Raw genomic sequence first — 26,665 nt, 5'->3', positions numbered from 1 at the left:
TTAAAGAAGAAATGAGTGTATTAGTTAATAAAGATTCAAAAGTAATCGTTCAAGGTTTCACTGGCAACGAAGGTACTTACCATGCTACTCAAATGATTGAGTACGGAACAAATGTAGTTGGTGGTGTTACTCCTGGTAAAGGTGGTCAACAACACTTAGACCGTCCTGTATTCAATACTGTGCAAGATGCAGTTGACACTACAGGAGCTAATGTTTCTATTATTTTTGTACCTCCAGCATTTGCTGCAGATGCGATCATGGAAGCTGCCGCTGCTGGTATCGAAGTGATTGTTTGTATTACAGAAGGTATCCCAACAAAAGATATGATCCAAGTAAAATCTTACTTGAGCGACAAAAACTCTCGTTTGATCGGTCCTAACTGCCCAGGTATCATCACTGCAGGCGAAGCTAAAATCGGTATCATGCCAGGATTTATCTTCAAAAAAGGTAATGTAGGTGTTGTTTCTAAATCAGGAACTTTAACTTACGAAGCCGTAGATCAAACTGTAAAAGCAGGATTAGGTATCACAACAGCAATCGGAATTGGTGGTGACCCTATCATTGGTACAACAACCAAAGAAGCTGTTGAATTATTAATGAATGACCCTGAAACTGAAGCGATCATCATGATCGGTGAAATTGGTGGTGGAATGGAAGCTGAAGCTGCTCGTTGGATCAAAGAACACGGTACTAAACCTGTTGTTGGATTTATCGCAGGTCAAACAGCGCCTCCAGGACGTCGTATGGGACACGCTGGTGCAATTGTAGGTGGTGCAGATGACACTGCTGCTGCAAAAATGAAAATCATGCGTGAGTGTGGTATTCGTGTTGTTGAATCTCCAGCTGAAATTGGAAAAGCAATCGCAGAAGAATTGGCTAAATAATTAGACCATCGAGCATATAAAAAAAGGGAATCAAATTTGATTCCCTTTTTTTTATACCTAATAATTAGATGACAACATTAACTAGACATTGCTTCGTCTGCCGATGGTCCATATAAGCCTGGTACAGCAATATCCAATAATCGCAAATAAACAGTCAACTGACCACGATGATGAACGATATGATTATTGACAATAAAACGTATCGCTCCCGCTCGTGGCAAACGGGCAATCTCATGTTCCCCAGCTTTAAGTACCCATTCATTAAACCAATCCGGTTCGGCGAAATTCGCCCAAACTCATCAATTTTTCGTGTGGACGCCGATCCAATTTATCGTCCGGTATCCGTTCTAGAATACGTTTGGTATTTTTTGTTTCGTGATCCAATTCGATCAAATAGCTCTTTTTGATATATAAATACTAATTCATTAATTGAAAATCTTTTAATACGGTAACAGCATAGGGGAATTCCACTGCCTTATGTGCTGCTGCTCGCGCAATTTCTCCCTCTACATAGGTTACCTTTAGCGGTAAAAATGTATTGTTCAGTACATTTTCATGGAATAACGCCTCATACCAGGTACAGGCAGCAACGAAACGTCCATAGTTCAGATTTAGGTGATAACCATCACGTGTAAAATTATCCCCCACAAAACTCGAACGTGCATTCTGAACAGCTGTACCCGAAGGAATCAACAGATCGAAATTACCCCAGTTAAACACCTCTTGCGAAGTATTGGCAATAGCGCTATACATACTATCTTGGTTACGGTTATAACGAACAAAACCTTCATGCGATGAACCGTTCTGATATGCCCAAGTTTGATGCAATATATACTTAGTTTCAGGAAATAGAATATGTTTTGTTACATAATCATATAAAGGCGGCAGGTCCTTCGCATACGAATCATAATCTCCTGATAGCGGACTTGCTTGCTGAAAGCTAATATAATCCCAAGCCTCATCGATAAGCGCTTCAGATAAGCGCTCATTTGTTTTCTCGGACATTTGCCCGTCAAGATTTATTTTGCGGTAGCGATAAGCCGGCTTATCTTCTTTTGCGTTACTTACATGTAAACTTAGAGGAGCTCCCCCAATATAGAGATTGCCGATCACTATCTTTTTCTTCCCGGCTTTCGCCAATTCATATAAATTCTGTTCAATAGCATCTTCCGAGAAACTATTACCGATGGCCAATATTCGTAGCACACCATCATCTAAAGATTTATTTTGCGCATTTAATCGATTATTCTTCAAAAAGAATACGATTAAAAAACCAAAAACCAATACCTGTTTTACTTTTATCATCATATAATGTAATAACAACTAAATTAGATAATATCTCGTAAAAATACGAATGATATACCTAGAAAGGGAGATTTTCTCCCATCTGTAAGTTATCGAGACAGCACAGCTGAGACAGGGATATTTGCCCATAAAGCTTAATAATAGTGGAAAATAGCTGTATAACATGTAATTCTGATAGCTATATCTGTAACCACTACCTATATACTTCCCAACAGTCGGATCGCATATATAGTATTACAAGTAGCTACTGCAAGGCCAATTGATATGCAGCAATACGATACAGACGAAAAACAATATAGCTTGACAAGGCTAGTAGCAGGAGTAGCCCTTGTTGTACTTGCCGATATGCAGCTATAGGATACAGGTAAAAAGTAATAGGATTTGACACGGTCAGTGCAGGCTGCAGGACTGCTACCGTTTGCGGAACAGCTGCCGATGGACCGGCTCACCGACGGTCCTGTGCTGCGATAACCGATAGGCGGAGGATTTGCCATAGCCTGTACAGGGAAATACGGAAGTATCTAAACGAAAGAAGCCCTTGACTGTTTCCAGCAAGGGCTTCCGTGTAAAAAAAGGCACCGACCTACTCTCCCACCTGTTACGGCAATACCATCGGCTCTGGCGGGCTTGACTGCTCTGTTCGGAATGGGAAGAGGTAGACACCGCCGATATAGGCACCTAAAAATCTTTATTGGATGATCTATGATATTCTTATCATGTGATTCATGCCAACTGACATAGCTATTGAAAGAGGTTCGTTTCCTGTTTGTTTCTTAAAAATTAAAGAGGAAGACAACAGTGTCTGTCTGCTTGAGAAAGCTTCGGGCTATTAGTACCACTTGGCTTTGGTCTCTCAACCTTTACACCTATGGCCTATCAACGTAGTCATCTTCTACGACCCTATAAGGAAGTCTCATCTCGTGGCTAGTTTCGCACTTAGATGCTTTCAGCGCTTATCTATTCCAGACGTAGCTACCCTGCCGTACACCTGGCGGCATAACAGGTTCACCAGAGGTCTGTCCAACCCGGTCCTCTCGTACTAAGGTCAGATCCACTCAAACTTCCAACGCCCACAACAGATAGGGACCGAACTGTCTCGCGACGTTCTGAACCCAGCTCGCGTGCCACTTTAATGGGCGAACAGCCCAACCCTTGGGACCTTCTCCAGCCCCAGGATGTGACGAGCCGACATCGAGGTGCCAAACCTCCCCGTCGATATGAGCTCTTGGGGGAGATCAGCCTGTTATCCCCAGCGTACCTTTTATCCTTTGAGCGATGGCCCTTCCATACAGAACCACCGGATCACTATGTCCGTCTTTCGACCCTGTTCGACTTGTCGGTCTCACAGTCAAGCAAGCTTATGCCATTGCACTCCACGTACGGTTACCAAGCGTACTGAGCTTACCTTTGAAAGCCTCCGTTACCTTTTTGGAGGCGACCACCCCAGTCAAACTACCCACCAAACAATGTCCTCGGCATTGCCGAGTTAGAAACCGAATACAGAAAGGGCGGTATTTCAAGGTTGATTCCATGACTCCTGGCGAAGCCACTTCAACATCTCCCGCCTATCCTACACATCCTGTACCCAATCTCAATGTTAAGCTATAGTGAAGGTGCATGGGGTCTTTCCGTCCCGTTGCGGGTAATCGGCGTCTTCACCGATACCACAATTTCACCGAGCTCATGGCTGAGACAGCGCCCAGATCGTTACACCATTCGTGCAGGTCGGAACTTACCCGACAAGGAATTTCGCTACCTTAGGACCGTTATAGTTACGGCCGCCGTTTACTGGGGCTTCGATTCAATGCTTCTCTTGCGATGACATCCCCTCTTAACCTTCCAGCACCGGGCAGGTGTCAGGCCTTATACTTCATCTTGCGATTTTGCAAAGCCATATGTTTTTGTTAAACAGTCGCCTGGGCCTTTTCACTGCGGCTGCTCTTACGAGACAGCGCCCCTTCTCCCGAAGTTACAGGGCCATTTTGCCGAGTTCCTTAGCCATGACTCACTCGAGCACCTTAGGATTCTCTCCTCGACCACCTGTGTCGGTTTGCGGTACGGGTCTTCATAACCTGAAGCTTAGCGGGTTTTCTTGGAAGTCTGTTTACCTGCTCTATCAGCGCCACCGGAGCTTTGCTGTACTATTGGGGTTCAGCAGGGTCGGCGGATTTGCCTACCGTCCCTATACCTACGCCTTTCAACGAACTATTCCGTCAGTTCGCGGCAGTGTCACTACTCCGTCACCACATCGCAGTTATGAAGAGTACTGGAATATTAACCAGTTGTCCATCGGCTTGCCCCCTTCGGGTGCGCCTTAGGTCCCGACTGACCCTGATCCGATTAACGTTGATCAGGAAACCTTGGTCTTTCGGTGGGCGGGTTTCTCACCCGCCTTATCGTTACTTATGCCTACATTTGCTTTTCCATAACCTCCACAGTTCATTGCCAAACTGCTTCCCCGGCGATGGAATGCTCCCCTACCAGATGCACATCTTTCAGTACAAATCCATAGCTTCGGTACCGTTCTTGATGCCCGTTTATTATCCACGCCCGGCCGCTCGACTAGTGAGCTGTTACGCACTCTTTAAATGAATGGCTGCTTCCAAGCCAACATCCTAGCTGTCTGGGCAACCGGACCTCGTTAGTTCAACTTAGAACGAATTTGGGGACCTTAGCTGATGGTCTGGGTTCTTTCCCTCTCGGCCTTGGACCTTAGCACCCAAAGCCTCACTGCCGGCTATATTTGATAGCATTCGGAGTTCGTCTGGATTTGGTAGGATTTGACTCCCCCGCACCCAATCGGTAGCTCTACCTCTATCAAACTCTACGCCGACGCTGTTCCTAAAAACATTTCGGGGAGTACGAGCTATTTCCCAGTTTGATTGGCCTTTCACCCCTACCCTCAGGTCATCCGGAAACTTTTCAACGTTTATCGGTTCGGTCCTCCATTACATGTTACTGCAACTTCAACCTGCCCAAGGGTAGATCACAAGGTTTCGCGTCTACCTCATCTGACTATGCGCCCTATTAAGACTCGCTTTCGCTTCGGCTGCGTCCCTGAAGGACTTAACCTTGCCAGACAAGAGTAACTCGTAGGCTCATTATGCAAAAGGCACGCTGTCACAGGACCTGCCTGCTCCAACCGCTTGTAAGCACACGGTTTCAGGTTCTTTTCACTCCCCTGTTCGGGGTTCTTTTCACCTTTCCCTCACGGTACTGGTTCACTATCGGTCTCTCAGGAGTATTTAGCCTTACCAGATGGTGCTGGTGGATTCCCACAGGATTTCTCCGGTCCCGCGGTACTCAGGATACCACTATGTCAACATTCTTTACCTGTACGGGGCTCTCACCCTTGTCGCGCAGTTTCCCACCTGCTTCCAGTTCATAGCGCTGTACAATCTCGTGGTCCTACAACCCCGACCATGCCGTAACATGATCGGTTTGGGCTCTTTCCCGTTCGCTCGCCACTACTTGGGAAATCATTGTTATTTTCTTCTCCTACGCCTACTTAGATGTTTCAGTTCAGCGCGTTCGCGTTTTATACGACTATTCTTCAAATAGTCAGGTTGCCCCATTCGGAAATCTCTGGATCAAGTCGCATTTGCCAATCCCCAAAGCTTATCGCAGCTTATCACGTCCTTCTTCGCCTCTGAGAGCCTAGGCATCCCCCGTGTGCCCTTATTTACTTTCTTCACCGGCATAGCCTTTTGCTACTATGCGGCTGCTTTTGATATATATACCCGTATGCTACGTAAAGATTCGTTCGGCCTTGACCGAGGGTCTCCTCTTTACATCGAACACATACACGTATTGTCTCTATACTGTTGTCTTCTCTTGTAATTTTTTTTCTCTTTCAATATGTCAAAGAACTCTTTTTCCGGTATCCTGAAGTATATCTTTTATACTTCACCGGTGATGTGGAGAATAACGGATTCGAACCGTTGACCCCCTGCGTGCAAGGCAGGTGCTCTAGCCAGCTGAGCTAATTCCCCAATCGTTTTCGTAGTCCCGAGCAGATTTGAACTGCTGACCCCTACATTATCAGTGTAGTGCTCTAACCAACTGAGCTACGGGACTAGCTTATCTTGTTCATCTCTTTCTCTCGGTCCTGCTCCTTTCGGGGCGGGCACTTTCTTCTGATGTTTTTTCTTCTTGCAATCATATGTAACGTGACGAGCACCGATCTTCGATACTCTAGAAAGGAGGTATTCCAGCCGCACCTTCCGGTACGGCTACCTTGTTACGACTTAGCCCCAATTATCGGTTTTACCCTAACACGCTCCTTTCGGTAACATGCTTTAGGTACCCCCAACTTTCATGGCTTGACGGGCGGTGTGTACAAGGCCCGGGAACGTATTCACCGCGTCATTGCTGATACGCGATTACTAGCGAATCCAACTTCATGGGGTCGAGTTGCAGACCCCAATCCGAACTGTGAATGGCTTTTAGAGATTAGCATCATATTGCTATGTAGCTGCCCGCTGTACCATCCATTGTAGCACGTGTGTAGCCCCGGACGTAAGGGCCATGATGACTTGACGTCGTCCCCACCTTCCTCTCTGTTTGCACAGGCAGTCTGTTTAGAGTCCCCACCATTACATGCTGGCAACTAAACATAGGGGTTGCGCTCGTTGCGGGACTTAACCCAACACCTCACGGCACGAGCTGACGACAGCCATGCAGCACCTAGTTTCGTGTCCCGAAGGACGAGTGCGTCTCTGCACTCTTCACTAACTTTCAAGCCCGGGTAAGGTTCCTCGCGTATCATCGAATTAAACCACATGCTCCTCCGCTTGTGCGGGCCCCCGTCAATTCCTTTGAGTTTCACCCTTGCGGGCGTACTCCCCAGGTGGATAACTTAACGCTTTCGCTGGGACGCTGGCTGTCTATCGCCAACATCGAGTTATCATCGTTTAGGGCGTGGACTACCAGGGTATCTAATCCTGTTCGATCCCCACGCTTTCGTGCATCAGCGTCAATACCAGCTTAGTGAGCTGCCTTCGCAATCGGAGTTCTAAGACATATCTATGCATTTCACCGCTACTTGTCTTATTCCGCCCACTTCAAATGGATTCAAGCCCATCAGTATCAAAGGCACTGCGATGGTTGAGCCACCGTATTTCACCCCTGACTTAATAGGCCGCCTACGCACCCTTTAAACCCAATAAATCCGGATAACGCTCGGATCCTCCGTATTACCGCGGCTGCTGGCACGGAGTTAGCCGATCCTTATTCTTCCAGTACATTCAGCTCTCTACTCGTAAAGAGGTTTATTCCTGGACAAAAGCAGTTTACAACCCATAGGGCAGTCTTCCTGCACGCGGCATGGCTGGTTCAGGCTTCCGCCCATTGACCAATATTCCTTACTGCTGCCTCCCGTAGGAGTCTGGTCCGTGTCTCAGTACCAGTGTGGGGGATTCTCCTCTCAGAGCCCCTAGACATCGTCGCCTTGGTAAGCCGTTACCCTACCAACTAGCTAATGTCACGCGAGCCCATCTCTATCCTATAAATATTTAATAATTCCTCGATGCCGGGAAATTATATTATGCGGTGTTAATCTCTCTTTCGAGAGGCTATCCCCCTGATAGAGGTAGGTTGCTCACGCGTTACGCACCCGTGCGCCACTCTCACCATCTTCGAGCAAGCTCTCCGATGGATCCCGTCCGACTTGCATGTATTAGGCCTGCCGCTAGCGTTCATCCTGAGCCAGGATCAAACTCTCCATTGTAAAATGAAGTTTTTGATTCCAACTATTTACATAATCAGAATTCTTTTTTTATATCTCTGATCTTGGATCGAATTGAACGAATTACTTGAATTTGTTCATGACTTTCGTTTGTCTACTCGTCACGCTTACATGATTGTGTTTTCTTAAAGAACTTTGTCGCTTCAACTTCCGTATCTGCTTTATTCCGATAGGCATTGCGCCCCTCTTTATCGTTTTGTTTTTCCCTTCGTTTCCGTTGGGACTGCAAAGGTAGAAATCTTTTCTGAACTTCCAAAAACTTTTTGAAGTTTTTTTTTCTTTTCCCTTTTTTCGATTTCCGCGTTTAAACTTAAACCGGGCGGGATTTTAAATCCTGCCAGGCTTCTCTTAAACCCTTCTTTTTTCATGATTCCCTCTTTCGAGGTAACCGTCCCTCCCTTGCGGAGTGGTGCAAAGATAGGAAGTTTACTAACAAACTTCCAAGCCTTTTGTTTATTATTTTTTAATATTAAAGTTAACTAACTGTAACATTGAACGATTCATTTAAGATAGCTATGCTTTAAACCGTCCTATCAGGTAAAATTAACCAATTAAACGGCCAAGCTGCTTGCTATAAATTTCAGTTCGCCCCTTCCCTTAACAAACAATTTCACCGCTAAAAGAGCAAGCTAAATATATTTTACGACGTTCTTCTATACCATATAAAGTCGCTATAGAAACAAAAAAGGTCCAGACATATTGCCTGGACCTTTCTATATAAAATAATCTATGATAGATTAATCTTCTTCTTTCGAAGCCAACAATTGATCGTACTCCTCGCGAGAGCCCACGATTAAATTGCTGTATTGACGGATACCTGTACCAGAAGGGATCAAGTGACCAACAATTACGTTTTCTTTCAAACCTAATAAGTTATCACGTTTACCTGCGATAGCAGCCTCGTTCAACACTTTTGTAGTCTCTTGGAAAGAGGCAGCAGAGATGAACGATTTTGTACCCAATGAAGCTCTGGTAATACCTTGCAACAATGGACTTGAAGTCGCCGGAATTGCTTCACGAACTTCAACAAGTTTTAAGTCACGACGTTTCAAGCTTGAGTTTTCCTCTCTCAACTTACGTAAAGAAACAATCTGTCCTGGACGTAAATTATTGGAGTCTCCTGCATCAACAACAACTTTCTTGTCAAACAAGGAATCATTTTCCTCCATGAAATCCCATTTGTTAACGGCTTCTTTTTCTAAGAAACGAGTATCTCCTGGATCTTCGATGTTAACTTTTTGCATCATTTGGTGAACGATCGTCTCGAAGTGTTTATCGTTGATCTTCACACCTTGCAGACGGTATACCTCTTGGATACCATTCACAATGTAATGTTGCACCGCTGATGGACCTTTGATCGACAAGATATCCGCAGGAGAGATCGAACCATCTGATAATGGCATACCAGCTTTCACAAAGTCATTATCCTGAACAAGGATATGTTTAGAAAGAGGTACCAAGTATTTCTTGATTTGACCATCACGAGACTCGATAGACATCTCACGGTTACCACGTTTCACACCACCCAATGTTACCACACCGTCGATTTCTGTTACTACAGCAGGGTTAGAAGGGTTACGTGCTTCGAATAACTCCGTTACACGTGGTAGACCACCTGTGATATCTCGCGTTTTACCTGTAGAACGAGGGATTTTAACGAGGATACCACCTTCTTTCACTGTTACACCATTAGCAACTGCAACGTGGGCGCCTACCGGGATATTGTAGGTACGAATAACCTCTCCCGATTTATCAAGAATCTTGATGGATGGGTTTTTCGTTTTATCACGTGTTTCAATAATTACCTTCTCTTTGTGACCAGTTTGCTCATCTGACTCTTCACGGAAGGTAACACCTTCGATAATTGCGTCAAATTCAACTTTACCAGCAAATTCAGAAATAATTACTGCATTATATGGATCCCATTCGACCAATTTATCGCCTTTAGCTACTGTACCGCCATCCTCAACGAACAACTGTGAACCATAAGGGATATTTTGTTGGAATACGATTTTATTATGTGCATCAATGATCTTAACCTCACCAGAACGTCCTAAGACTACCTGATGTGTGCCATTATCGTTTGTTTGCGAAACAGTACGTACGTTTTCAAATTCGATTTTACCATCGTATTTAGAAATGATACTTGAATCAGCAGCAATGTTCGATGCCGTACCACCCACGTGGAATGTACGAAGTGTCAACTGTGTACCTGGCTCACCAATTGATTGAGCGGCGATAACACCCACAGCTTCACCTAACTGAACACGCTTACCTGACGCCAAGTTACGTCCGTAACAACAAGCACAAACACCACGCTTAGACTCACAAGTTAATACCGTACGAATCTCAATTCCTTCGATACCTGCTTTTTCGATAGTTTCGGCAATTTCCTCAGTGATATCTTCATTTGCAGAAACGATCAATTCGTCAGTATCCGGATGAAGAACATCATGCAATGGTGTACGACCCAAAATACGATCGAACAATGGTTCAACAACATCATCATTATCTTTCAATGCTGTTGTATAAATACCACGTAAACCACCACAATCTTGTTCCACAACGATCATATCTTGCGCTACGTCATGTAAACGACGTGTCAAGTAACCCGCATCCGCTGTTTTCAATGCCGTATCGGCAAGACCTTTACGCGCACCGTGGGTAGAGATAAAGTACTCCAATACGGACAAACCTTCTTTAAAGTTTGACAAGATCGGGTTTTCGATAATCTCACCACCAGAAGTACCTGATTTTTGAGGTTTCGCCATCAAACCACGCATACCACATAACTGACGGATCTGCTCTTTCGAACCACGGGCTCCAGAATCCAACATCATGTAAACTGAGTTGAATCCTTGGTTATCATTCGAAAGAATATCCATAACGTGTGCCGTCAATCTGTTGTTGATACGCGTCCAGATATCGATGATTTGGTTGTAACGTTCGTTGTTTGTAATGAAACCCATGTTATAGTTATTCATTACTTCTTCAACCTCGTTAGTTGCTTGTTGAATCAATTCAGCTTTCGCAGCAGGAATGTTCAAATCTTCCAAGTTGAACGAAAGACCACCTTTGAAGGCCGTTTGATATCCCAATTCTTTCATATCATCCAAGAACTGTGCTGCACGGGCCATACCCGTAGTCTTCACAATTTCACCGATGATATTACGCAAAGATTTTTTCGTAAGCAATTCATTGACAAATCCCATTTCGTCAGGAACAACTTGGTTGAAGATCACACGACCTACAGTTGTTTCTAATAAGGTATCAACGATGCTACCATCTTTTTGTCTAACTTTTGTTTTTACTTTAATCCAAGCGTGAAGGTCAATTTGCTTCTCATTTAAAGCGATGATAACCTCTTCAGCCGAATAGAAAGTCATATCTTGACCTCTTACGATGTGATCGCCAGCAGTTCTACGGCCTTTAGTAATATAGTAAAGACCCAATACCATGTCTTGAGATGGTACTGTGATTGGAGAACCATTCGCAGGGTTTAAGATATTGTGCGCACCTAACATTAAGATTTGGGCTTCCAAAACTGCAGCATTACCAAGCGGTAAGTGGACTGCCATCTGGTCACCGTCAAAATCGGCGTTGAACGCTGTACACACTAATGGGTGTAATTGAATAGCTTTACCCTCTACTAATGTAGGTTGGAAAGCCTGAATACCCAAACGGTGAAGCGTAGGTGCACGGTTTAGCAATACAGGGTGACCTTTCAATACATTTTCAAGGATATCCCATACCACAGGATCTTTACGATCAACGATTTTTTTAGCTGATTTTACTGTTTTTACAATACCACGCTCGATCATCTTACGAATGATAAACGGTTTGTAAAGTTCTGCAGCCATATCTTTAGGAAGACCACACTCGTGTAATTTCAAGTGAGGACCTACAACAATTACCGAACGAGCCGAATAATCCACACGCTTACCTAACAAGTTTTGACGGAAACGACCTTGTTTACCTTTCAAAATATCAGATAAAGACTTCAATGCACGGTTACCTTCTGTCTTAACAGCGTTCACTTTACGTGAGTTGTCAAACAAAGAGTCTACCGCTTCTTGAAGCATACGTTTTTCGTTACGTAAGATTACTTCAGGAGCCTTGATTTCGATCAAACGTTTTAGACGGTTGTTACGGATAATCACACGACGATATAAGTCATTCAAATCCGAAGTCGCAAAACGACCACCATCCAAAGGCACTAAAGGACGTAATTCAGGTGGAATGATTGGAACGATTTTCACAATCATCCATTCTGGACGATTCTCGATATTTTCACGTGAACTACGGAAAGCCTCAACCACATGAAGGCGTTTTAACGCTTCATTTTTACGTTGTTGAGAAGTTTCGTTAGCAGCTTGGTGACGTAAATCGTATGACAATTGATCCAAATCAATACGTTTCAACAAATCTTCTAACGCCTCAGCACCCATCTTGGCAACGAATTTTTGAGGATCGTTATCGTCTAAATATTGATTTTCTTTTGGTAAGGTATCTAAAATATCTAAATATTCTTCTTCAGTCAAGAAGTCCATAAAGTTGATACCATCTTCTTCCTTAATACCAGCTTGGATAACCACATAACGTTCGTAGTAAATGATCATATCCAATTTCTTGGTAGGAAGCCCCAATAAATAACCAATTTTATTAGGAAGAGAACGGAAGTACCAGATGTGTGCAACAGGAACAACCAAATTGATGTGTCCCATACGCTCACGACGTACTTTTTTCTCAGTTACTTCAACACCACAACGGTCACATACGATACCTTTATAACGGATACGTTTGTATTTACCACAGTGACATTCGTAGTCCTTCACAGGACCAAAAATGCGCTCACAGAATAAACCGTCACGTTCTGGTTTGTAGGTACGATAGTTAATCGTTTCCGGTTTTGTAACTTCACCACTTGAGCGTTCCAAAATAGTTTCTGGAGAAGCCAAGCTGATCGTAATCGAAGTGAAGTTGCTTTTAATTTTATTATCTTTTTTGTAAGACATACTTATTCAAAAGTTAAAGCTTTATAAAGAAGCTTTGAAGGACTGAGCCCTTCAAAGCCCTATTTGCTTAATTAATCCAATGTGATATCTAGACCCAATCCACGTAACTCGTGTACCAATACGTTGAACGATTCTGGTACCGATGGTGTCGGAAGGTTGTTACCTTTTACGATTGCCTCGTAAGTTTTGGCACGACCAACCACGTCATCCGATTTCACAGTCAAGATTTCTTGAAGGATGTTAGACGCACCGAATGCTTCCAATGCCCAAACCTCCATCTCACCGAAACGTTGACCACCGAATTGCGCTTTACCACCCAGAGGTTGTTGTGTGATCAATGAGTACGGACCGATTGAACGTGCGTGCATTTTATCATCAACCATGTGACCTAATTTCAACATGTAGATTACACCCACTGTCGTCGGTTGATCGAAACGGTCACCTGTCAATCCGTTGTACAAATATGTACGTCCAGATTTTGGTAGGCCAGCTTTCGCAACCCAATCTTGTACTTGATCCATTTCAGCACCATCAAAGATAGGTGTAGCAAATTTCACACCCAATTTTTGACCTGCCCAACCCAATACGGTTTCGTAGATCTGTCCCAAGTTCATCCGTGAAGGTACCCCTAGTGGGTTCAACACGATATCAACCGGTGTTCCATCTTCTAAGAATGGCATATCCTCATCACGTACGATACGTGCAACGATACCTTTGTTACCGTGACGACCGGCCATCTTATCCCCTACTTTCAACTTACGTTTTTTAGCAACGTAAACTTTAGCCATCTGCACAATTCCTGATGGAAGTTCATCACCGACAGATACTGCGAATTTATCACGTTTGAATGAACCTAGCTCTTCATTAATTTTGATATTGTAATTATGAAGGGCCATTTTGATCAACTCGTTTTTATCTTCGTCAGTTGTCCATCCCATTGGGTTGATGTTGTTGTAATCTAATTCAGCCAGGATTTTTTGCGTAAACTTAGCTCCCTTAGCAACCAACAACTCTTTATAGACATTGTATACCCCTTGGCTTGTTTTACCATTCACGACAGTGAATAATTTTTCAACCAAACGATCTTTCAATGATTTAACTGCTCTATCGTGAGCAACCTCTAGTTTCTCTAAAGTTTTACGCTCAACCTCTTTAGACATTTTCTTCGCACGCGAGAATAACTTCGTATCGATAACAACACCTTTTAATGACGGTGGAGTTTTCAATGAAGCATCTTTCACGTCACCAGCTTTGTCACCAAAGATTGCACGCAATAATTTCTCTTCTGGAGAAGGATCTGACTCACCTTTAGGTGTGATTTTACCAATTAAGATATCACCACCACCAACTTCAGCACCGATACGGATGATACCGTTTTCGTCTAAGTCTTTTGTCGCTTCTTCAGATACGTTAGGAATATCAGCTGTTAACTCTTCCTCACCACGTTTTGTATCACGAACTTCAAGTTCGAATTCTTCAATGTGAAGAGAAGTAAACCAGTCTTCTTTCGCTACACGCTCAGAAATTACGATCGCATCCTCAAAGTTATATCCTTGCCAAGGCATGAACGCTACTTTCAAGTTACGACCTAATGCCAATTCACCATTTTCAGTTGCATAACCTTCACATAATACCTGTCCTGGTTCAACTCGTTGACCTTTCTTAACGATAGGCTTCAAGTTCATACATGTATTTTGGTTGGTTTTCTTGAATTTGATCAATTTATACGTTTTGACATCATCATCGAATGATACAAGACGATCATCGTCGTTTCTGTCGTAACGGATTTTGATTTCATCAGCATCTACATATTCTACTACACCATGACCTTCCGCATTGATCAATGTACGTGAATCTTTCGCTACACGACCTTCAAGACCAGTACCTACGATAGGAGCTTGTGGACGCAATACAGGCACGGCCTGACGTTGCATGTTCGATCCCATCAATGCACGGTTGGCATCATCATGTTCCAAGAAAGGAATTAATGAAGCCGCAATAGATGTAATTTGGTTTGGAGCAACGTCCATATAATCAAGCATATTAGGCTCGATAATTGGGAAGTCACCCTCATATCTGGCTTTCACTTTCGCATCTTCGAAATTACCTTTGTCATCATACAAAGCATTCGCTTGTGCGATTGTTTTACCATCTTCATCCTCAGCAGATAAATATACGACTGGCTCGTCAACCACAACAACCCCATCTTTTACCTTACGGTAAGGAGTCTCGATAAATCCTAAGTGGTTAATTTTCGCATGTACAGCCAATGAGGAGATCAAACCGATGTTTGGACCCTCAGGAGTTTCAATTGTACAAAGACGACCGTAGTGTGTATAGTGAACGTCACGAACCTCGAAACCTGCACGCTCACGAGAAAGACCACCTGGACCTAAAGCTGACAAACGACGCTTGTGCGTAATTTCAGCAAGAGGATTAGTTTGGTCCATGAACTGAGACAACTGGTTTGTACCAAAGAACGAATTGATTACGGACGAAAGTGTACGAGCATTAATCAAATCGGTTGGCGTAAACACCTCATTATCACGAATGTTCATACGCTCACGGATTGTACGGGCCATACGAGATAGACCTACACCAAATTGAGCATATAATTGTTCACCTACAGTACGTACACGACGGTTTGACAAGTGGTCAATATCATCTACTTCAGCTTTAGAGTTGATCAAATTGATCAAATACTTCACAATCGCAATGATATCCTCACGGGTTAATACTTTCGTATCATCCGGAGTTCCCAACTTCAACTTACGATTGATACGGTAACGACCTACATCACCTAAATCGTAACGTTTGTCAGAGAAGAATAAACGATCGATGATACCACGAGCAGTTTCCTCATCTGGTGGTTCAGCGTTACGCAATTGACGATAGATATGTTCTACCGCTTCTTTTTCTGAGTTGGACGTATCTTTTTGTAAAGTGTTATATATAATAGAATAGTCCGCATTGTTTGATTCATCATCTTTCGCTAGGATAATAGACTTAACGCCAGCTTCGATAATCAAATCAATGTGATCTTCTTCTAGAACAGTTTCACGCTCAAGGATAATTTCGTTACGGTCGATAGATACAACTTCACCTGTATCCTCATCCACGAAATCTTCTACCCATTTTTTCAATACCCTAGCCGCAAGACGACGACCAACATATTTTTTAAGACCAGATTTACTAACTTTTACTTCATCCGCTAAATCGAACAATTCTAAGATATCTTTATCCGAATCGTAACCGATAGCACGCAATAAGGTCGTAACTGGGAATTTCTTTTTACGGTCGATGTACGCATACATGACGTTATTTACGTCAGTTGCAAATTCGATCCAAGATCCTTTGAAAGGAATTACCCTTGCAGAATAAAGTTTAGTACCATTTGTGTGTCTACTTTGACCAAAGAAAACGCCTGGTGAACGGTGTAATTGCGATACGATGACACGCTCTGCACCATTTACCACGAAAGTACCTTTAGGAGTCATATAAGGGATAGTCCCTAAATATACATCCTGAACAATAGTTTCGAAATCTTCGTGTTCTTCATCATTACAAGATAACTTTAACTTAGCCTTTAAAGGAACGCTATAAGTCAAGCCGCGCTCGATACACTCTTGGATATCATAACGTGGTGGATCAATGAAATAATCCAAAAACTCTAGCACAAAAATGTTTCTTGAATCAGAAATAGGGAAGTTTTCCGAGAATACCTTGAACAGCCCTTCCTGATGGCGGTTGTCAGAAGTAGTTTCTAATTGAAAAAACTCCTTGAAAGATTCCAATTGCACATCTAAGAAATCTGGATATTCCAATACTTTCTTACTTGTCGCAAAGTTTATTCTTTCTTGTTGAATATTATTGTTTGCCAAGGGAATATGAATTTTAGTTTTAAAAAAAACTGCGCTTACACTTATGCTGTAAACCACCTTTCCACTGTGCCCAGCATATACACAGCATAGTGGCGTATTGATATAAATAGGAATAGACTCTGACGAAAAATCGTCAGAGTCTAAACCTTTTCGGGCTAATTAGTTGAGATTATTTAATCTCAACAACAGCACCAGCTTCTTCTAATTGTTTTTTCAAAGCTTCTGCTTCGTCTTTAGATACACCAGCTTTTAATTCTTTAGGTGCTCCGTCAACTAAATCTTTAGCTTCTTTCAAGCCTAATCCAGCTAAATCTTTAACCAATTTAACTACAGCTAATTTTTGACCACCAGCTTCTTTCAAGATAACGTCAAATGAAGTTTTCTCTTCTGCAGCAGCAGCACCACCTTCAGCTGGAGCAGCAGCTACAGCAACAGCAGCAGCAGCAGGCTCGATGCCATACTCGTCTTTTAAGATATCAGCTAATTCTTTAACTTCTTTTACTGTTAAGTTAACTAACTGTTCAGCAAGTTGTTTTAAATCTGCCATTTTATTTTGAATTTTTGAATGTACTTTATAAAAATTGTTAATTAAATTGTAACGAATGTTTCTGTTCTAGAGGATTCGTTAACCTCTTTCTTCTAAAGCTTTTACTAAACCTGCAACAGTATTTCCTCCTGATTGAAGAGCTGAAATAACATTTTTCGCAGGAGATTCCAAGGCTGCGATAACGTCCGCAATAAGTTCGTTTTTAGATTTAAGATTAACTAATGCAGTTAATTGATTATCTCCAACGAATGCAGTTGCTTCAATGAAAGCCGCTTTTAACAACGGTTTTTCACCTGATTTACGCAATTCTTTGATTAATTTCGCAGGCGCATTAGCGACTTCTGAAAACATCATTGTAGACGCTCCTTTAAGCGTTCCAAAGATTTCTTCTTCATCAACACCAGCTTCGATTAATGCTTTCTTGATTAAAGTGTTTTTTACAGCTTTAATCTCGATGCCTTGTTCAAAACATTTACGACGAATGTTATTCACTTTTTCAACTGACAACTCAGCAGTATCGGTAATGTAGAAGTTACCGTAAGATTTAATCTGTTCGGCCAAAGCTAGAACAATTTCTTGTTTTTCTTCTTTTCTCATGATTAAATACCTGCTACTGATTTAGTCTCAATATGAATACCAGGACTCATAGTTGAGGAAATGTGAATACTTTTAAAGTAAGTTCCTTTAGCTGCAGATGGTTTCAAACGAGCTAGAGTTTGTAATACCTCTAGTGCGTTATCATATATCTTATCTGCATCGAACGACGCTTTACCAATAGAAGTATGGATGATACCGGTTTTGTCAACTTTGAAATCGATCTTACCACCTTTTACATCTGTTACAGCTTTACCAACTTCTGTTGTAACTGTACCAGTTTTAGGGTTAGGCATCAAGTTTCTTGGACCTAAAATACGACCCAATTTACCAACTTTAGCCATAACACTAGGCATAGTAATAATGATATCAACGTCAGTCCAACCACCTTCAATTTTGCTGATGTAATCATCTAAACCTACGTAGTCTGCACCTGCCGCTTTAGCTTCTTCTTCCTTATCAGGAGTACATAAAACTAAAACACGAACAGTTTTACCAGTACCGTGAGGTAATGTTGCAATACCACGAACCATTTGATTTGCTTTACGAGGATCTACGCCCAAACGAACGTCGATATCCACAGAAGCATCAAATTTGGTCAATGAGATTTCTTTAACTAAAGCCGAAGCTTCTTTCAAAGAGTATGCTTTACCAGCTTCAATTTTGGATAGTGCCGCTTTTTGATTTTTTGTTAATCTAGCCACTTTTCTTAAATTGATTTCTTAATTAATTGTTCCAAGGAGCATTACCTGATACAGTAATACCCATACTACGTGCTGTACCAGCTACCATTTTCATAGCAGCCTCTACAGTAAATGCATTTAAATCAGGCATTTTATCTTTAGCGATTGTCTCAACTTGTTCCCAAGTGATAGCCGCAACTTTTTTACGGTTAGGCTCGCCAGATCCACTTTTTAATTTCGCAGCGTCTTTCAACTGAACTGCTACCGGTGGAGTCTTGATAATAAAATCAAATGATTTATCAGCGTAAACTGTAATGACAACAGGCAATACTTGACCTGGTTTGTCTTGCGTACGAGCGTTGAACTGCTTACAGAAATCCATGATATTCACACCTTTAGCACCCAATGCAGGTCCTACTGGAGGTGAAGGATTCGCAGCTCCGCCCTTAACTTGTAATTTTACTAACGCACTGACTTCTTTTGCCATTTTGTTTTGAATTTAATTTTGTTAAATGTCTGTTAGTAAGTTGGAAGCAAATAACGTAACATTCATCGGCCAGGACGTAACACCCCAACCGAGGTGCAAAGTTAATAAGAAGATTTGAATCCTGCAAGTATCTAACTTTTAATTTTTCAGGAATTTATACTTTTTTTTAAAAAGCTGGCATCCATTCGTTTATTTTTCAAATATATCACCGACCTCTCTATTCACCCCGAGCATAAAAGCCATCAAAACTATTTACAAATACAATAAAAAAAACACTAATAACCAACGTATATAGCATGTATTTCATCGGGTTAGGTTTCAATTTTTGATAATTCGATGGTAAGCCCCGATAAGGCTACTCTCTAATTTTTAAAATATTTCCCAGTTGACCATTAACCCCTTTAGGCAAAGCGGGGATTCCGTACCTATCGAGATCATTCCAATAGGTGCTCTGATAATCACTGCTTCCTTTCAGAAATATACTTTTTGCAAATTGCTTTTTGTATTCAGTAAATTGATCTGTGGTGATATACTCCTTTTCTAGCACATAAAATTCATCATATGACTCTATCGGCATATATTCAGTTTGGCTCTTTTTTTTAAGACCACCGACAGATGACCTAACCACACTGACCAAATGATCCATTGTTAAATTATCCGGAGTTACATGCGCATACGTTTCTATCGTTACGCCACTATGTTGACGGCCCTGTATTTTAAATATCTTTCGGTCAATTGAGGTACCCGGCGCTACCCGATTTAGATATACCTGCCCTTTTCCCTCGTTGGAAACTTGTACAAAGCCCATGTTTGTACTCCCTTGTTTTATAAACCGCCGACCTTTATCCTTCTCCAACCGAAATCCTTTCGGCAACTGATAGGCGATCGAAGTGTTTTTAAGATTGATCACGCTTGGATTATAGGAAAAAAAAGTTCCCATCTTATCTGCGAGATCTTGCGTAGCACTTTTATTTTCAAAAATGCGGTACCCCTTCAGAATAAACCGAACCTTTTCTTTCTTATTCTTTAGTGGAATATAATACGAAATTATGCCATCGACAAAATATCCCATCTTATCATTAAGTAAAGTAAGGTTCCGAAAATACCCTTTTAAAACAACATAGTCAGCCTTACTCCGATCGCCTATCGCTACCTCATCAATCTTAATTGATCGGGGAACTATTTTGATCTTGCCCATCGTCTTTACTTCCGAAAAAGGCACCATCAAACTACTATAGGCAACATGCTGAAAAGTTAGATTCACGGTTTTTTCCTGTTTCAACGAATCCAACACAACTTCTCCGGCTATATTTGTTGCACCAAGTAAGCTACCGTTATCCGCATACAGATTGACACCACTTATAGGTTCCTGTGTTAGGCTATCAATGACTTTAATTTGTGCATTGGCCAAGACAGAAATCATCGTTAATATCCCGATAACAAATCCTATTCTTATTTCAAATTTCATTTCAGTCCTTTTTATTTGGCCTTTATTAATTAATTAGGGATTAACAGTATCCAATAATCTTCTATAATTCTACTTATTTATTTCTGGTCCTATTATACCCTTCATTAAATGCATCAATAAAGGCGCTACTATTCATGATGACATAAACGATGAGAGCGAGCACCACTACTACTGCTGCAAATTTTAAAAGTTTCTTAATTTCCATAATTATTTAGATTTAACTATTGTCCCAAAAATAGACATTATGATATAGTTGTACCACAACCTGTGGTTATATAGCGACAAATTACCGTTAAATATCAATTAATCAATTGGAGATTTTCACCAAGTTGTTTTACCAGTCCATCGTTGATCGCTGGAATATGATAGTCTTCCAACTTCTCCCAAAATCGTGTCTTATAATTGCTTTTTTGGAGCGTTGTGTAAATACTCTTCGTCAAGCCCTTTTGATTAGATTTATATTCCTCTTCCGTTATATACCCATTCTCCATGACATAAAATTCATTAAGTATCTCACAAGGGATATGGCCGTATTCCTTTTTGCGTTTTAAAGACGCAACAATATTTTGGTAAAGGGCTGTTAAATTGAAAGGCGTCATGCTGTTTAATTCGGTTGCATTATAATTTTCAATTGTAACCTCGTGAAACGTCTTCGCCTCTAGGCTAAAAAGTTTTTCATTCACTACAGTATCTGGCAACACCTTATCCAAATACAATTGAACATTACTTCGATCAGCATCTGTCGTCAGGTGCCCTACCTCATTTCCTTTTTTCAACAAGCGAATACGGCTAGACGTATCGTTTTCCTTAACGAGATCATTTAATCGATCCGCTAATTTTCTATTATCTATTTCCGTAATCCTAGGAATCTGGAAGAAAGATCGCATTTTTGCATTATAATCCTTAGCGACAATAGAATCTACAAACACACGATAATCAATCAATCTATATTTAGGTTTACCCTTCTTCAACGGAATATAAAACTCTACAATTCCGTCCGAAAAATACTTATACTGATGATCAAATGTCTCTAGGGAGCGGAAATACCCTTTCAATACCACGACTTCTTTTGGCTTTGCCGTAACAGTGACTTCTTTTAAGACTTGAGGTCTTGACTCCAAAAAATATAGTTGTTTATCGTCCAGCGATACTAATGAAAAGGTTTTGTTTTCATAGGAGATATGTTGTACCGTAACTGCTAATGGTAGTTTTTGCTTCTTCACTCCATTATCGAGAAACTGAGTTACACCAGTTTTATCTGTAAATCCAATCAATGTCCCTTTTTCATTGTAAATATTTAATGAGGGAATTGGCAACTTATTCTGAGCGCCGACAAACTGTATCTGAGCTTTGCATAATAGCCCGGCTAACAAACAGATCAGAATAAATGTAAATTTTAGTTTCATATGCATAGTCAACCTACTAAAAGGCTACTATATTGGCCATGCCTGTAGCGCAACTCATTATTTTTATACCTATATTTTCATGAGAACGGCTATAAAGCTCACCAATAGATGTAAACCCAATCCATAGATAAAATCAATTACTATCAAGCTATAACCTGTTGCTCTAAGTAACCAGATCAAGCCCTTTTCACCAGAGAGGTGTCCAGCTCCCACAGTAATAAAGCAACCCTGATCTTTGATCAAATTCGGAATAATCGTTATCCAGTTTATATTCAGAATTCTGTTAACTTTACTTTGTTCGTAGCATACATCTTTTATAAAGCTCAACTATTTAGACTTCGCTCAAATATAGCAACATTTTGGCTCCAATCAGAAACACCATTATAAAATGTACAATGTAGCTTATCCCCCATCAATTTCGACTATTTTTTTGGAAATCGATTACTGCACGCCAAAATTTTCTTATCTAAAATATTGATGGATAAAAACCATTAGATTAATAATAGCATGTAGCAATGTGGTATGCCAAAGTCCTGAACCTTTATTCTTAAACTCCATAATAAAAAAGAATAAGACTAAATTTATACCCATCAAAAAAGTATAAATGAAATAATAAGAGCTATATAAATGAGTCAAAGCGAAAAGAAGGGCAGAAATTAAAACTATCCATATTTTTTTCTTTTTAAAAAAAACATATGTAGACAGAAGTTTTACGGGTATAAATTGAAATAGTAATGTCTCAAAAAATGGCCCTAAAATTAGTGCATATATGAATATTTTCAATATACTTTGATCTCGAGTTACCGCATTTGAAACCGATTCAAACTTGAATAAATCAATAAGTATTACGTGACACAAAACATCAATACTCAGATAAGAAACTATCATAAGAGTATATAAATAAAGCACAGGTAATTTCAACAATCGATTTATATATTTTGACATGTATTTCCTTTTTGATGAAACTGTATGATAAGTCTATATGGATAAACCTTTACAACAGTAAGTTATGAAAGAATAATTTAACCAGCTAAAACGACAATTTTCACATCGTAAATTGTCCGTTTTTCATTTTAGATAGTGATCTTAAGCGACTTCATAAGTTATAAATTAAAACTTTAAGGCATAACTACACCTAACATATAAGGTCTTACCCGTAACGGTTCTTTGCAATGAGCATATGGGGTGAGCATTTTCCAAATAATTCTAAACTTTATAGATTTGAAACCTTGCTTCGCAAAGGATACGAATACAATACCATGAATCAATTCATTAAGAACGACACCGATAATAATGACAATGCCATAAACCCATCATGCATTCGAAACTTTATGATATAGGCGATCTTTAATTGCCGCCAGCTCTTTCTTTAGATCCCACAATAAATAAAAGGGCACTCCATATAAAACGATGAGACCATCGAAAAACAATAAGCGTATTCTATCAAGGGACTATACTTCCTTTATCTCAAAAAATAACAATCCTAATCAATTGCCGTCAAGCTATAACCTTTTGCTCTAAGTAACGAGATCAAGCCCTTTTCACCAGACAGGTGTCCAGCTCCCACAGCAATAAAGCAACCCTGGTCTTTGATCAAATTCGGAATAATCGTTGTCCAGTTTATATTCCGCCCTGTCAAGAGCTTTTCTTTCTGTTCGACAGACATCCATGTAGGATCCTCAATCAATGCAGTTAATTCTTTGAGGTTTTCATTTTTATAGGCATTGACCATTTTGGCCGTTAGAGCGGGATATTTATCCAACTGCAATACCCAGTCCATAAATAACTTTGGCGTAATCAAGTCTTTCAATAACCCGAATTGATAATCTGCTGTTTCAAGTTCGCCAATTGTTTTACTCTGAGCGGAGGCCAGAGCCGATAGTTCAATTTCATATGATTTCAACTTTGTTGGATCAGGACAATTAAAGCCCTTCATTGAAAATAAGGAAGCCATTGTTACCGGTGAAACATGATCCAATAATTTAATTGAAAGCTGCTGTGCCAACAAGACGCTATCCATTTTACGCACTTCGCTATCGGTAAAGTTTTTAATAAAACTAGGGTCAGGTACGGCAAATGCCTGTAGGACCTCCATATTTTCAGGTTTCGACAGATCCACTTCAAATACGACTTTCTGACTCGAATTAAGCGCATCCAGGCATTTTTGTTTGATCTCAAAATCGTCAGGGCACAACATGTGGATCGTACCAAACAGATAGGAATCTTGTTTAAGTCCATTTCCCGAGATTTTCCACAGCATCGAATTCCCCTGCGCAAAACCACTAAAAGTGATTATAAAAAAAAGTAATAGAAGAATAAAGTGTTTTTTCATCCGTTTAAATTTAAGGTTTTTATTTATTTTTGGCCGCATTAAAACCATCTTCAAATCCTCGAATAAATTCGCCGACATTAGATAGCAGATAAACACAAAATGCCAGAATAGCTATTATTACTACAAATTTTAAAATTGTTTTAGTTTCCATAAATATTTAGATTTAGTTACTGTCCCAAAAATAAACATTAGGATATATCTATACCACAACCTGTGGTTGTATTTCAATAAATTTTCTATGGAAAAAAGAGCAACAAAACAGTTTATTACATAAGTAATGAAGAAAACCAAGAGTCTCCTATTACAATGGTGGGGCTAAAGGAATTAGAAGGAAGTTAAGAATTTATCACACAAGTATTTAGGCTAGACTCTCAGATCAAATATCGTTTTGTAATCACAAATCCGCTGGATTAGTAACCTTTTTCAAAATAAAGCAACCTCCCTCAGTAGGGTGATCGAGTACCAGGTTATCTTTATTCTCTTTATAAATTAAATTTAAAATCATGAAATCTCCGACTGCCGCACCAGAGAAGAAAATTGCAAAAAATAAAAGTGGTAAATTTCCAGTAAAAATTGAATAAATCGCGGGTAAAAAGCCAACAAGGAGAAAAGGCATAACTACACCTAACATATAAGGTCTTACCCGTAACGGTTCTTTGCAATGAGCATATGGAGTGAGCATTTTCCAAATAATTCCAAACTTTATGGATTTGAAACCTTGCTTCGCAAAGGATGCGAATACAATGCCATGAATCAATTCATGAAGAACGACACCGATAATAATGACAATACCATAAACCCACCATGCATTCGAAGCTTTATTATATAGGCTATCTTTAATTGCCGCCAGCTCTTCCTTTAGATCCCACAGTAAACAAAAAGGTATCCCGTATAAGAGAATGAAAACAGCGAAAAACAACATGCCTATCATGTTAGCTTTAGACATACTAATCAATCTCGGCTCTACAACAAACCCTGGATAATCTATTAATTCATTCATTAATTTTCTCACATTATTCTCATCAACTACTCTTCAATTGCCAATAGCACAAGTCAAAACACCATTACTTTCTTTGAACTAGGGTAGAAAAAGTAATAATGTCTTCAAATTATATTTATAGAAGATGTTTTTCTCCTATAAATTTATACCATAGTTTATTCTTATAGCCTGCGATTCATCATTATTTAGTGGTATTAATTTATATACGGGCTTTATTTTTTTGATTATGTGCAACCATTGCACGGATAAGTAGCAAAATTAGAAAAATTCGATAGCCAAATATAATAATCAAGTTATGACTTTTTACTAACAACATAATTTAAATATCTTAATTTAAAGCCCAATCCAATGGAATAATTCTTATATTCACAACTTTTTAATAATTTCAATATCATGCTACTCTCCCCTTTTTTACTTATTTTGGGCCCATATATAAATAAAATGTTAACATTAATAGAAAACCGAAACCTAATAATTCACGTGTGCATTTCTTTCATATCTGGAAACTGTAAATAAGATAACGCCAAACAAGATACTCCTAATCAGAAGACTTGCAAACCCTCCTTCTATCCCATAATTTCCTCCCAACCAATAATCATTGGTTGGCAAAATAAGACTATATAAACCACTTTTTGTTGTTCCACTCATTGGAAGTGAAAATAACCATTGAATATAATTCCAACCGAAGTGTAATCCAACAGGATAATATATAGATTTCGTATGAATATAAGCATATGCATAAATTATACCACCTAGAAAATGGGAAGCAAATGCTGTGGTCGTAAAATGAGAATTTCCTAGATGACATGCAGCAAATAACACAGCGGAAATTATTACTGATTTTTTCTTATTAAAAAATCTACTCAACCCGCGAATCAAATAATACCGAAAGACAATCTCTTCAAAAAAAGCTGTACAGATACATATTAGAAAGATATTAAATTGATCAGACATGGTAATAGTATTGGAGGCTATATCTAAGCCAAACAATAGAAAAAACACAATCAATATAATACTTGATTGTAAAGTACCAAATATTAAAAGTTTTATTTTTTGTTTCAATAAATCAAAATTAGGACGAACCTAAGTAGTAAAGTACTTAGGTTCTTACGTAAAATAGTTTTTATTTTCAAAGCACTAAATTACCCATGAATTGCTGTAGGGCCACCAATGGATCCATCTAGATCTCTCTGTTGAGCCTGAAAAAATCGACCTAAAACCCAAAAAAAAGCTTCTGTCATACCATCTCCACCGTTTACTTCAATAATCTCAGAATTAGTCAATTCTGTTAGTTCTATTTTGTTCATAAATTTACAA

The 26,665-nt window shown here is 40.1% G+C and carries 20 protein-coding genes, 2 tRNA genes and 3 rRNA genes; 1 reads left to right on the top strand and 24 read right to left on the bottom strand.

Annotation, left to right across the window (positions count from 1 at the left end):
* Window positions 1–11 precede the first annotated feature (11 nt).
* On the top strand, window positions 12–884 hold the full coding sequence (gene sucD / locus BV902_RS06235) for a succinate--CoA ligase subunit alpha (RefSeq protein ID WP_070564656.1): 873 nt from the start codon (window positions 12–14) through the stop codon (window positions 882–884).
* A 77-nt stretch (window positions 885–961) separates the two neighbouring features.
* On the opposite strand, the gene BV902_RS27990 is transcribed toward sucD, so the two are convergent.
* The 24 genes from BV902_RS27990 to BV902_RS27245 all read right to left on the bottom strand — a co-directional run bounded on the left by BV902_RS27990 (window position 962) and on the right by BV902_RS27245 (window position 26,655).
* Window positions 962–1,042: a hypothetical protein gene (locus tag BV902_RS27990; protein WP_335682273.1), complete on the bottom strand. Its 81-nt coding sequence runs from the start codon at window positions 1,040–1,042 to the stop codon at window positions 962–964.
* Window positions 1,043–1,301: 259 nt separating this feature from the next.
* Window positions 1,302–2,192 (bottom strand): DUF4886 domain-containing protein, encoded by an 891-nt coding sequence (locus BV902_RS06225; RefSeq protein ID WP_232475682.1) that lies wholly within the window; start codon window positions 2,190–2,192, stop codon window positions 1,302–1,304.
* A 567-nt stretch (window positions 2,193–2,759) separates the two neighbouring features.
* Window positions 2,760–2,871, bottom strand: a 5S ribosomal RNA gene (gene rrf / locus BV902_RS06220).
* Between the two features lie 128 nt (window positions 2,872–2,999).
* Window positions 3,000–5,881, bottom strand: a 23S ribosomal RNA gene (locus tag BV902_RS06215).
* Window positions 5,882–6,107: 226 nt separating this feature from the next.
* Window positions 6,108–6,181: transfer RNA gene (locus BV902_RS06210), tRNA-Ala, on the bottom strand.
* Between the two features lie 11 nt (window positions 6,182–6,192).
* Window positions 6,193–6,266, bottom strand: a tRNA-Ile gene (locus tag BV902_RS06205).
* A gap of 121 nt (window positions 6,267–6,387) precedes the next feature.
* Window positions 6,388–7,917 (bottom strand): 16S ribosomal RNA (locus BV902_RS06200).
* The 16S, 23S and 5S rRNA genes sit together here with 2 tRNA genes alongside, the layout of an rRNA operon.
* Before the next feature lie 206 nt (window positions 7,918–8,123).
* The gene (locus BV902_RS06195; RefSeq protein ID WP_075991191.1) at window positions 8,124–8,303 is read right to left on the bottom strand and encodes a hypothetical protein; all 180 of its coding nucleotides are present in this window, start codon (window positions 8,301–8,303) and stop codon (window positions 8,124–8,126) included.
* Window positions 8,304–8,672: 369 nt separating this feature from the next.
* Window positions 8,673–12,950, bottom strand: a complete 4,278-nt coding sequence (rpoC, locus tag BV902_RS06190; RefSeq protein WP_070566328.1) for a DNA-directed RNA polymerase subunit beta' — start codon at window positions 12,948–12,950, stop codon at window positions 8,673–8,675.
* 71 nt (window positions 12,951–13,021) lie between these two features.
* A complete protein-coding gene (gene rpoB / locus BV902_RS06185) occupies window positions 13,022–16,831 on the bottom strand; it encodes a DNA-directed RNA polymerase subunit beta (protein WP_046672286.1) in 3,810 nt (1,269 codons plus the stop codon).
* A 169-nt stretch (window positions 16,832–17,000) separates the two neighbouring features.
* Complete coding sequence (gene rplL, locus BV902_RS06180; protein WP_002992785.1) at window positions 17,001–17,378, bottom strand: 50S ribosomal protein L7/L12; 378 nt, start codon at window positions 17,376–17,378, stop codon at window positions 17,001–17,003.
* A 78-nt stretch (window positions 17,379–17,456) separates the two neighbouring features.
* Window positions 17,457–17,975 (bottom strand): 50S ribosomal protein L10, encoded by a 519-nt coding sequence (gene rplJ, locus BV902_RS06175; RefSeq protein ID WP_046672239.1) that lies wholly within the window; start codon window positions 17,973–17,975, stop codon window positions 17,457–17,459.
* A gap of 2 nt (window positions 17,976–17,977) precedes the next feature.
* The gene (rplA, locus tag BV902_RS06170; RefSeq protein ID WP_046672240.1) at window positions 17,978–18,676 is read right to left on the bottom strand and encodes a 50S ribosomal protein L1; all 699 of its coding nucleotides are present in this window, start codon (window positions 18,674–18,676) and stop codon (window positions 17,978–17,980) included.
* Window positions 18,677–18,698: 22 nt separating this feature from the next.
* Complete coding sequence (rplK, locus tag BV902_RS06165; RefSeq protein WP_070566323.1) at window positions 18,699–19,142, bottom strand: 50S ribosomal protein L11; 444 nt, start codon at window positions 19,140–19,142, stop codon at window positions 18,699–18,701.
* A gap of 355 nt (window positions 19,143–19,497) precedes the next feature.
* Window positions 19,498–20,610 (bottom strand): hypothetical protein, encoded by a 1,113-nt coding sequence (locus BV902_RS06160; protein WP_157625910.1) that lies wholly within the window; start codon window positions 20,608–20,610, stop codon window positions 19,498–19,500.
* A 299-nt stretch (window positions 20,611–20,909) separates the two neighbouring features.
* Complete coding sequence (locus BV902_RS06155; protein ID WP_145329983.1) at window positions 20,910–22,016, bottom strand: hypothetical protein; 1,107 nt, start codon at window positions 22,014–22,016, stop codon at window positions 20,910–20,912.
* A 69-nt stretch (window positions 22,017–22,085) separates the two neighbouring features.
* Window positions 22,086–22,343: a TraB/GumN family protein gene (locus tag BV902_RS28650; RefSeq protein WP_075991188.1), complete on the bottom strand. Its 258-nt coding sequence runs from the start codon at window positions 22,341–22,343 to the stop codon at window positions 22,086–22,088.
* Between the two features lie 135 nt (window positions 22,344–22,478).
* Complete coding sequence (locus tag BV902_RS28645; protein ID WP_075991187.1) at window positions 22,479–22,904, bottom strand: CPBP family intramembrane glutamic endopeptidase; 426 nt, start codon at window positions 22,902–22,904, stop codon at window positions 22,479–22,481.
* Between the two features lie 230 nt (window positions 22,905–23,134).
* Window positions 23,135–23,305: a metalloprotease family protein gene (locus tag BV902_RS28640; protein WP_443019323.1), complete on the bottom strand. Its 171-nt coding sequence runs from the start codon at window positions 23,303–23,305 to the stop codon at window positions 23,135–23,137.
* Window positions 23,306–23,499: 194 nt separating this feature from the next.
* Complete coding sequence (locus tag BV902_RS06135) at window positions 23,500–24,348, bottom strand: TraB/GumN family protein (RefSeq protein WP_172840648.1); 849 nt, start codon at window positions 24,346–24,348, stop codon at window positions 23,500–23,502.
* A 19-nt stretch (window positions 24,349–24,367) separates the two neighbouring features.
* Window positions 24,368–24,499, bottom strand: a complete 132-nt coding sequence (locus BV902_RS28435; RefSeq protein WP_257787016.1) for a hypothetical protein — start codon at window positions 24,497–24,499, stop codon at window positions 24,368–24,370.
* A 243-nt stretch (window positions 24,500–24,742) separates the two neighbouring features.
* The gene (locus BV902_RS06130; protein WP_070566313.1) at window positions 24,743–25,348 is read right to left on the bottom strand and encodes a DUF3267 domain-containing protein; all 606 of its coding nucleotides are present in this window, start codon (window positions 25,346–25,348) and stop codon (window positions 24,743–24,745) included.
* Window positions 25,349–25,816: 468 nt separating this feature from the next.
* Window positions 25,817–26,410, bottom strand: a complete 594-nt coding sequence (locus tag BV902_RS06125) for a CPBP family intramembrane glutamic endopeptidase (RefSeq protein WP_070566311.1) — start codon at window positions 26,408–26,410, stop codon at window positions 25,817–25,819.
* An 80-nt stretch (window positions 26,411–26,490) separates the two neighbouring features.
* Window positions 26,491–26,655, bottom strand: coding sequence for a hypothetical protein (locus BV902_RS27245; RefSeq protein WP_157625908.1), 165 nt, complete (start codon window positions 26,653–26,655; stop codon window positions 26,491–26,493).
* Window positions 26,656–26,665 lie beyond the last annotated feature (10 nt).

This window comes from Sphingobacterium sp. B29, assembly GCF_001952815.1.
Taxonomy (GTDB): domain Bacteria; phylum Bacteroidota; class Bacteroidia; order Sphingobacteriales; family Sphingobacteriaceae; genus Sphingobacterium; species Sphingobacterium siyangense.
Note: the sequence above shows the minus strand (reverse complement) of the source record. Positions and strands in the feature narration are given on the sequence as shown.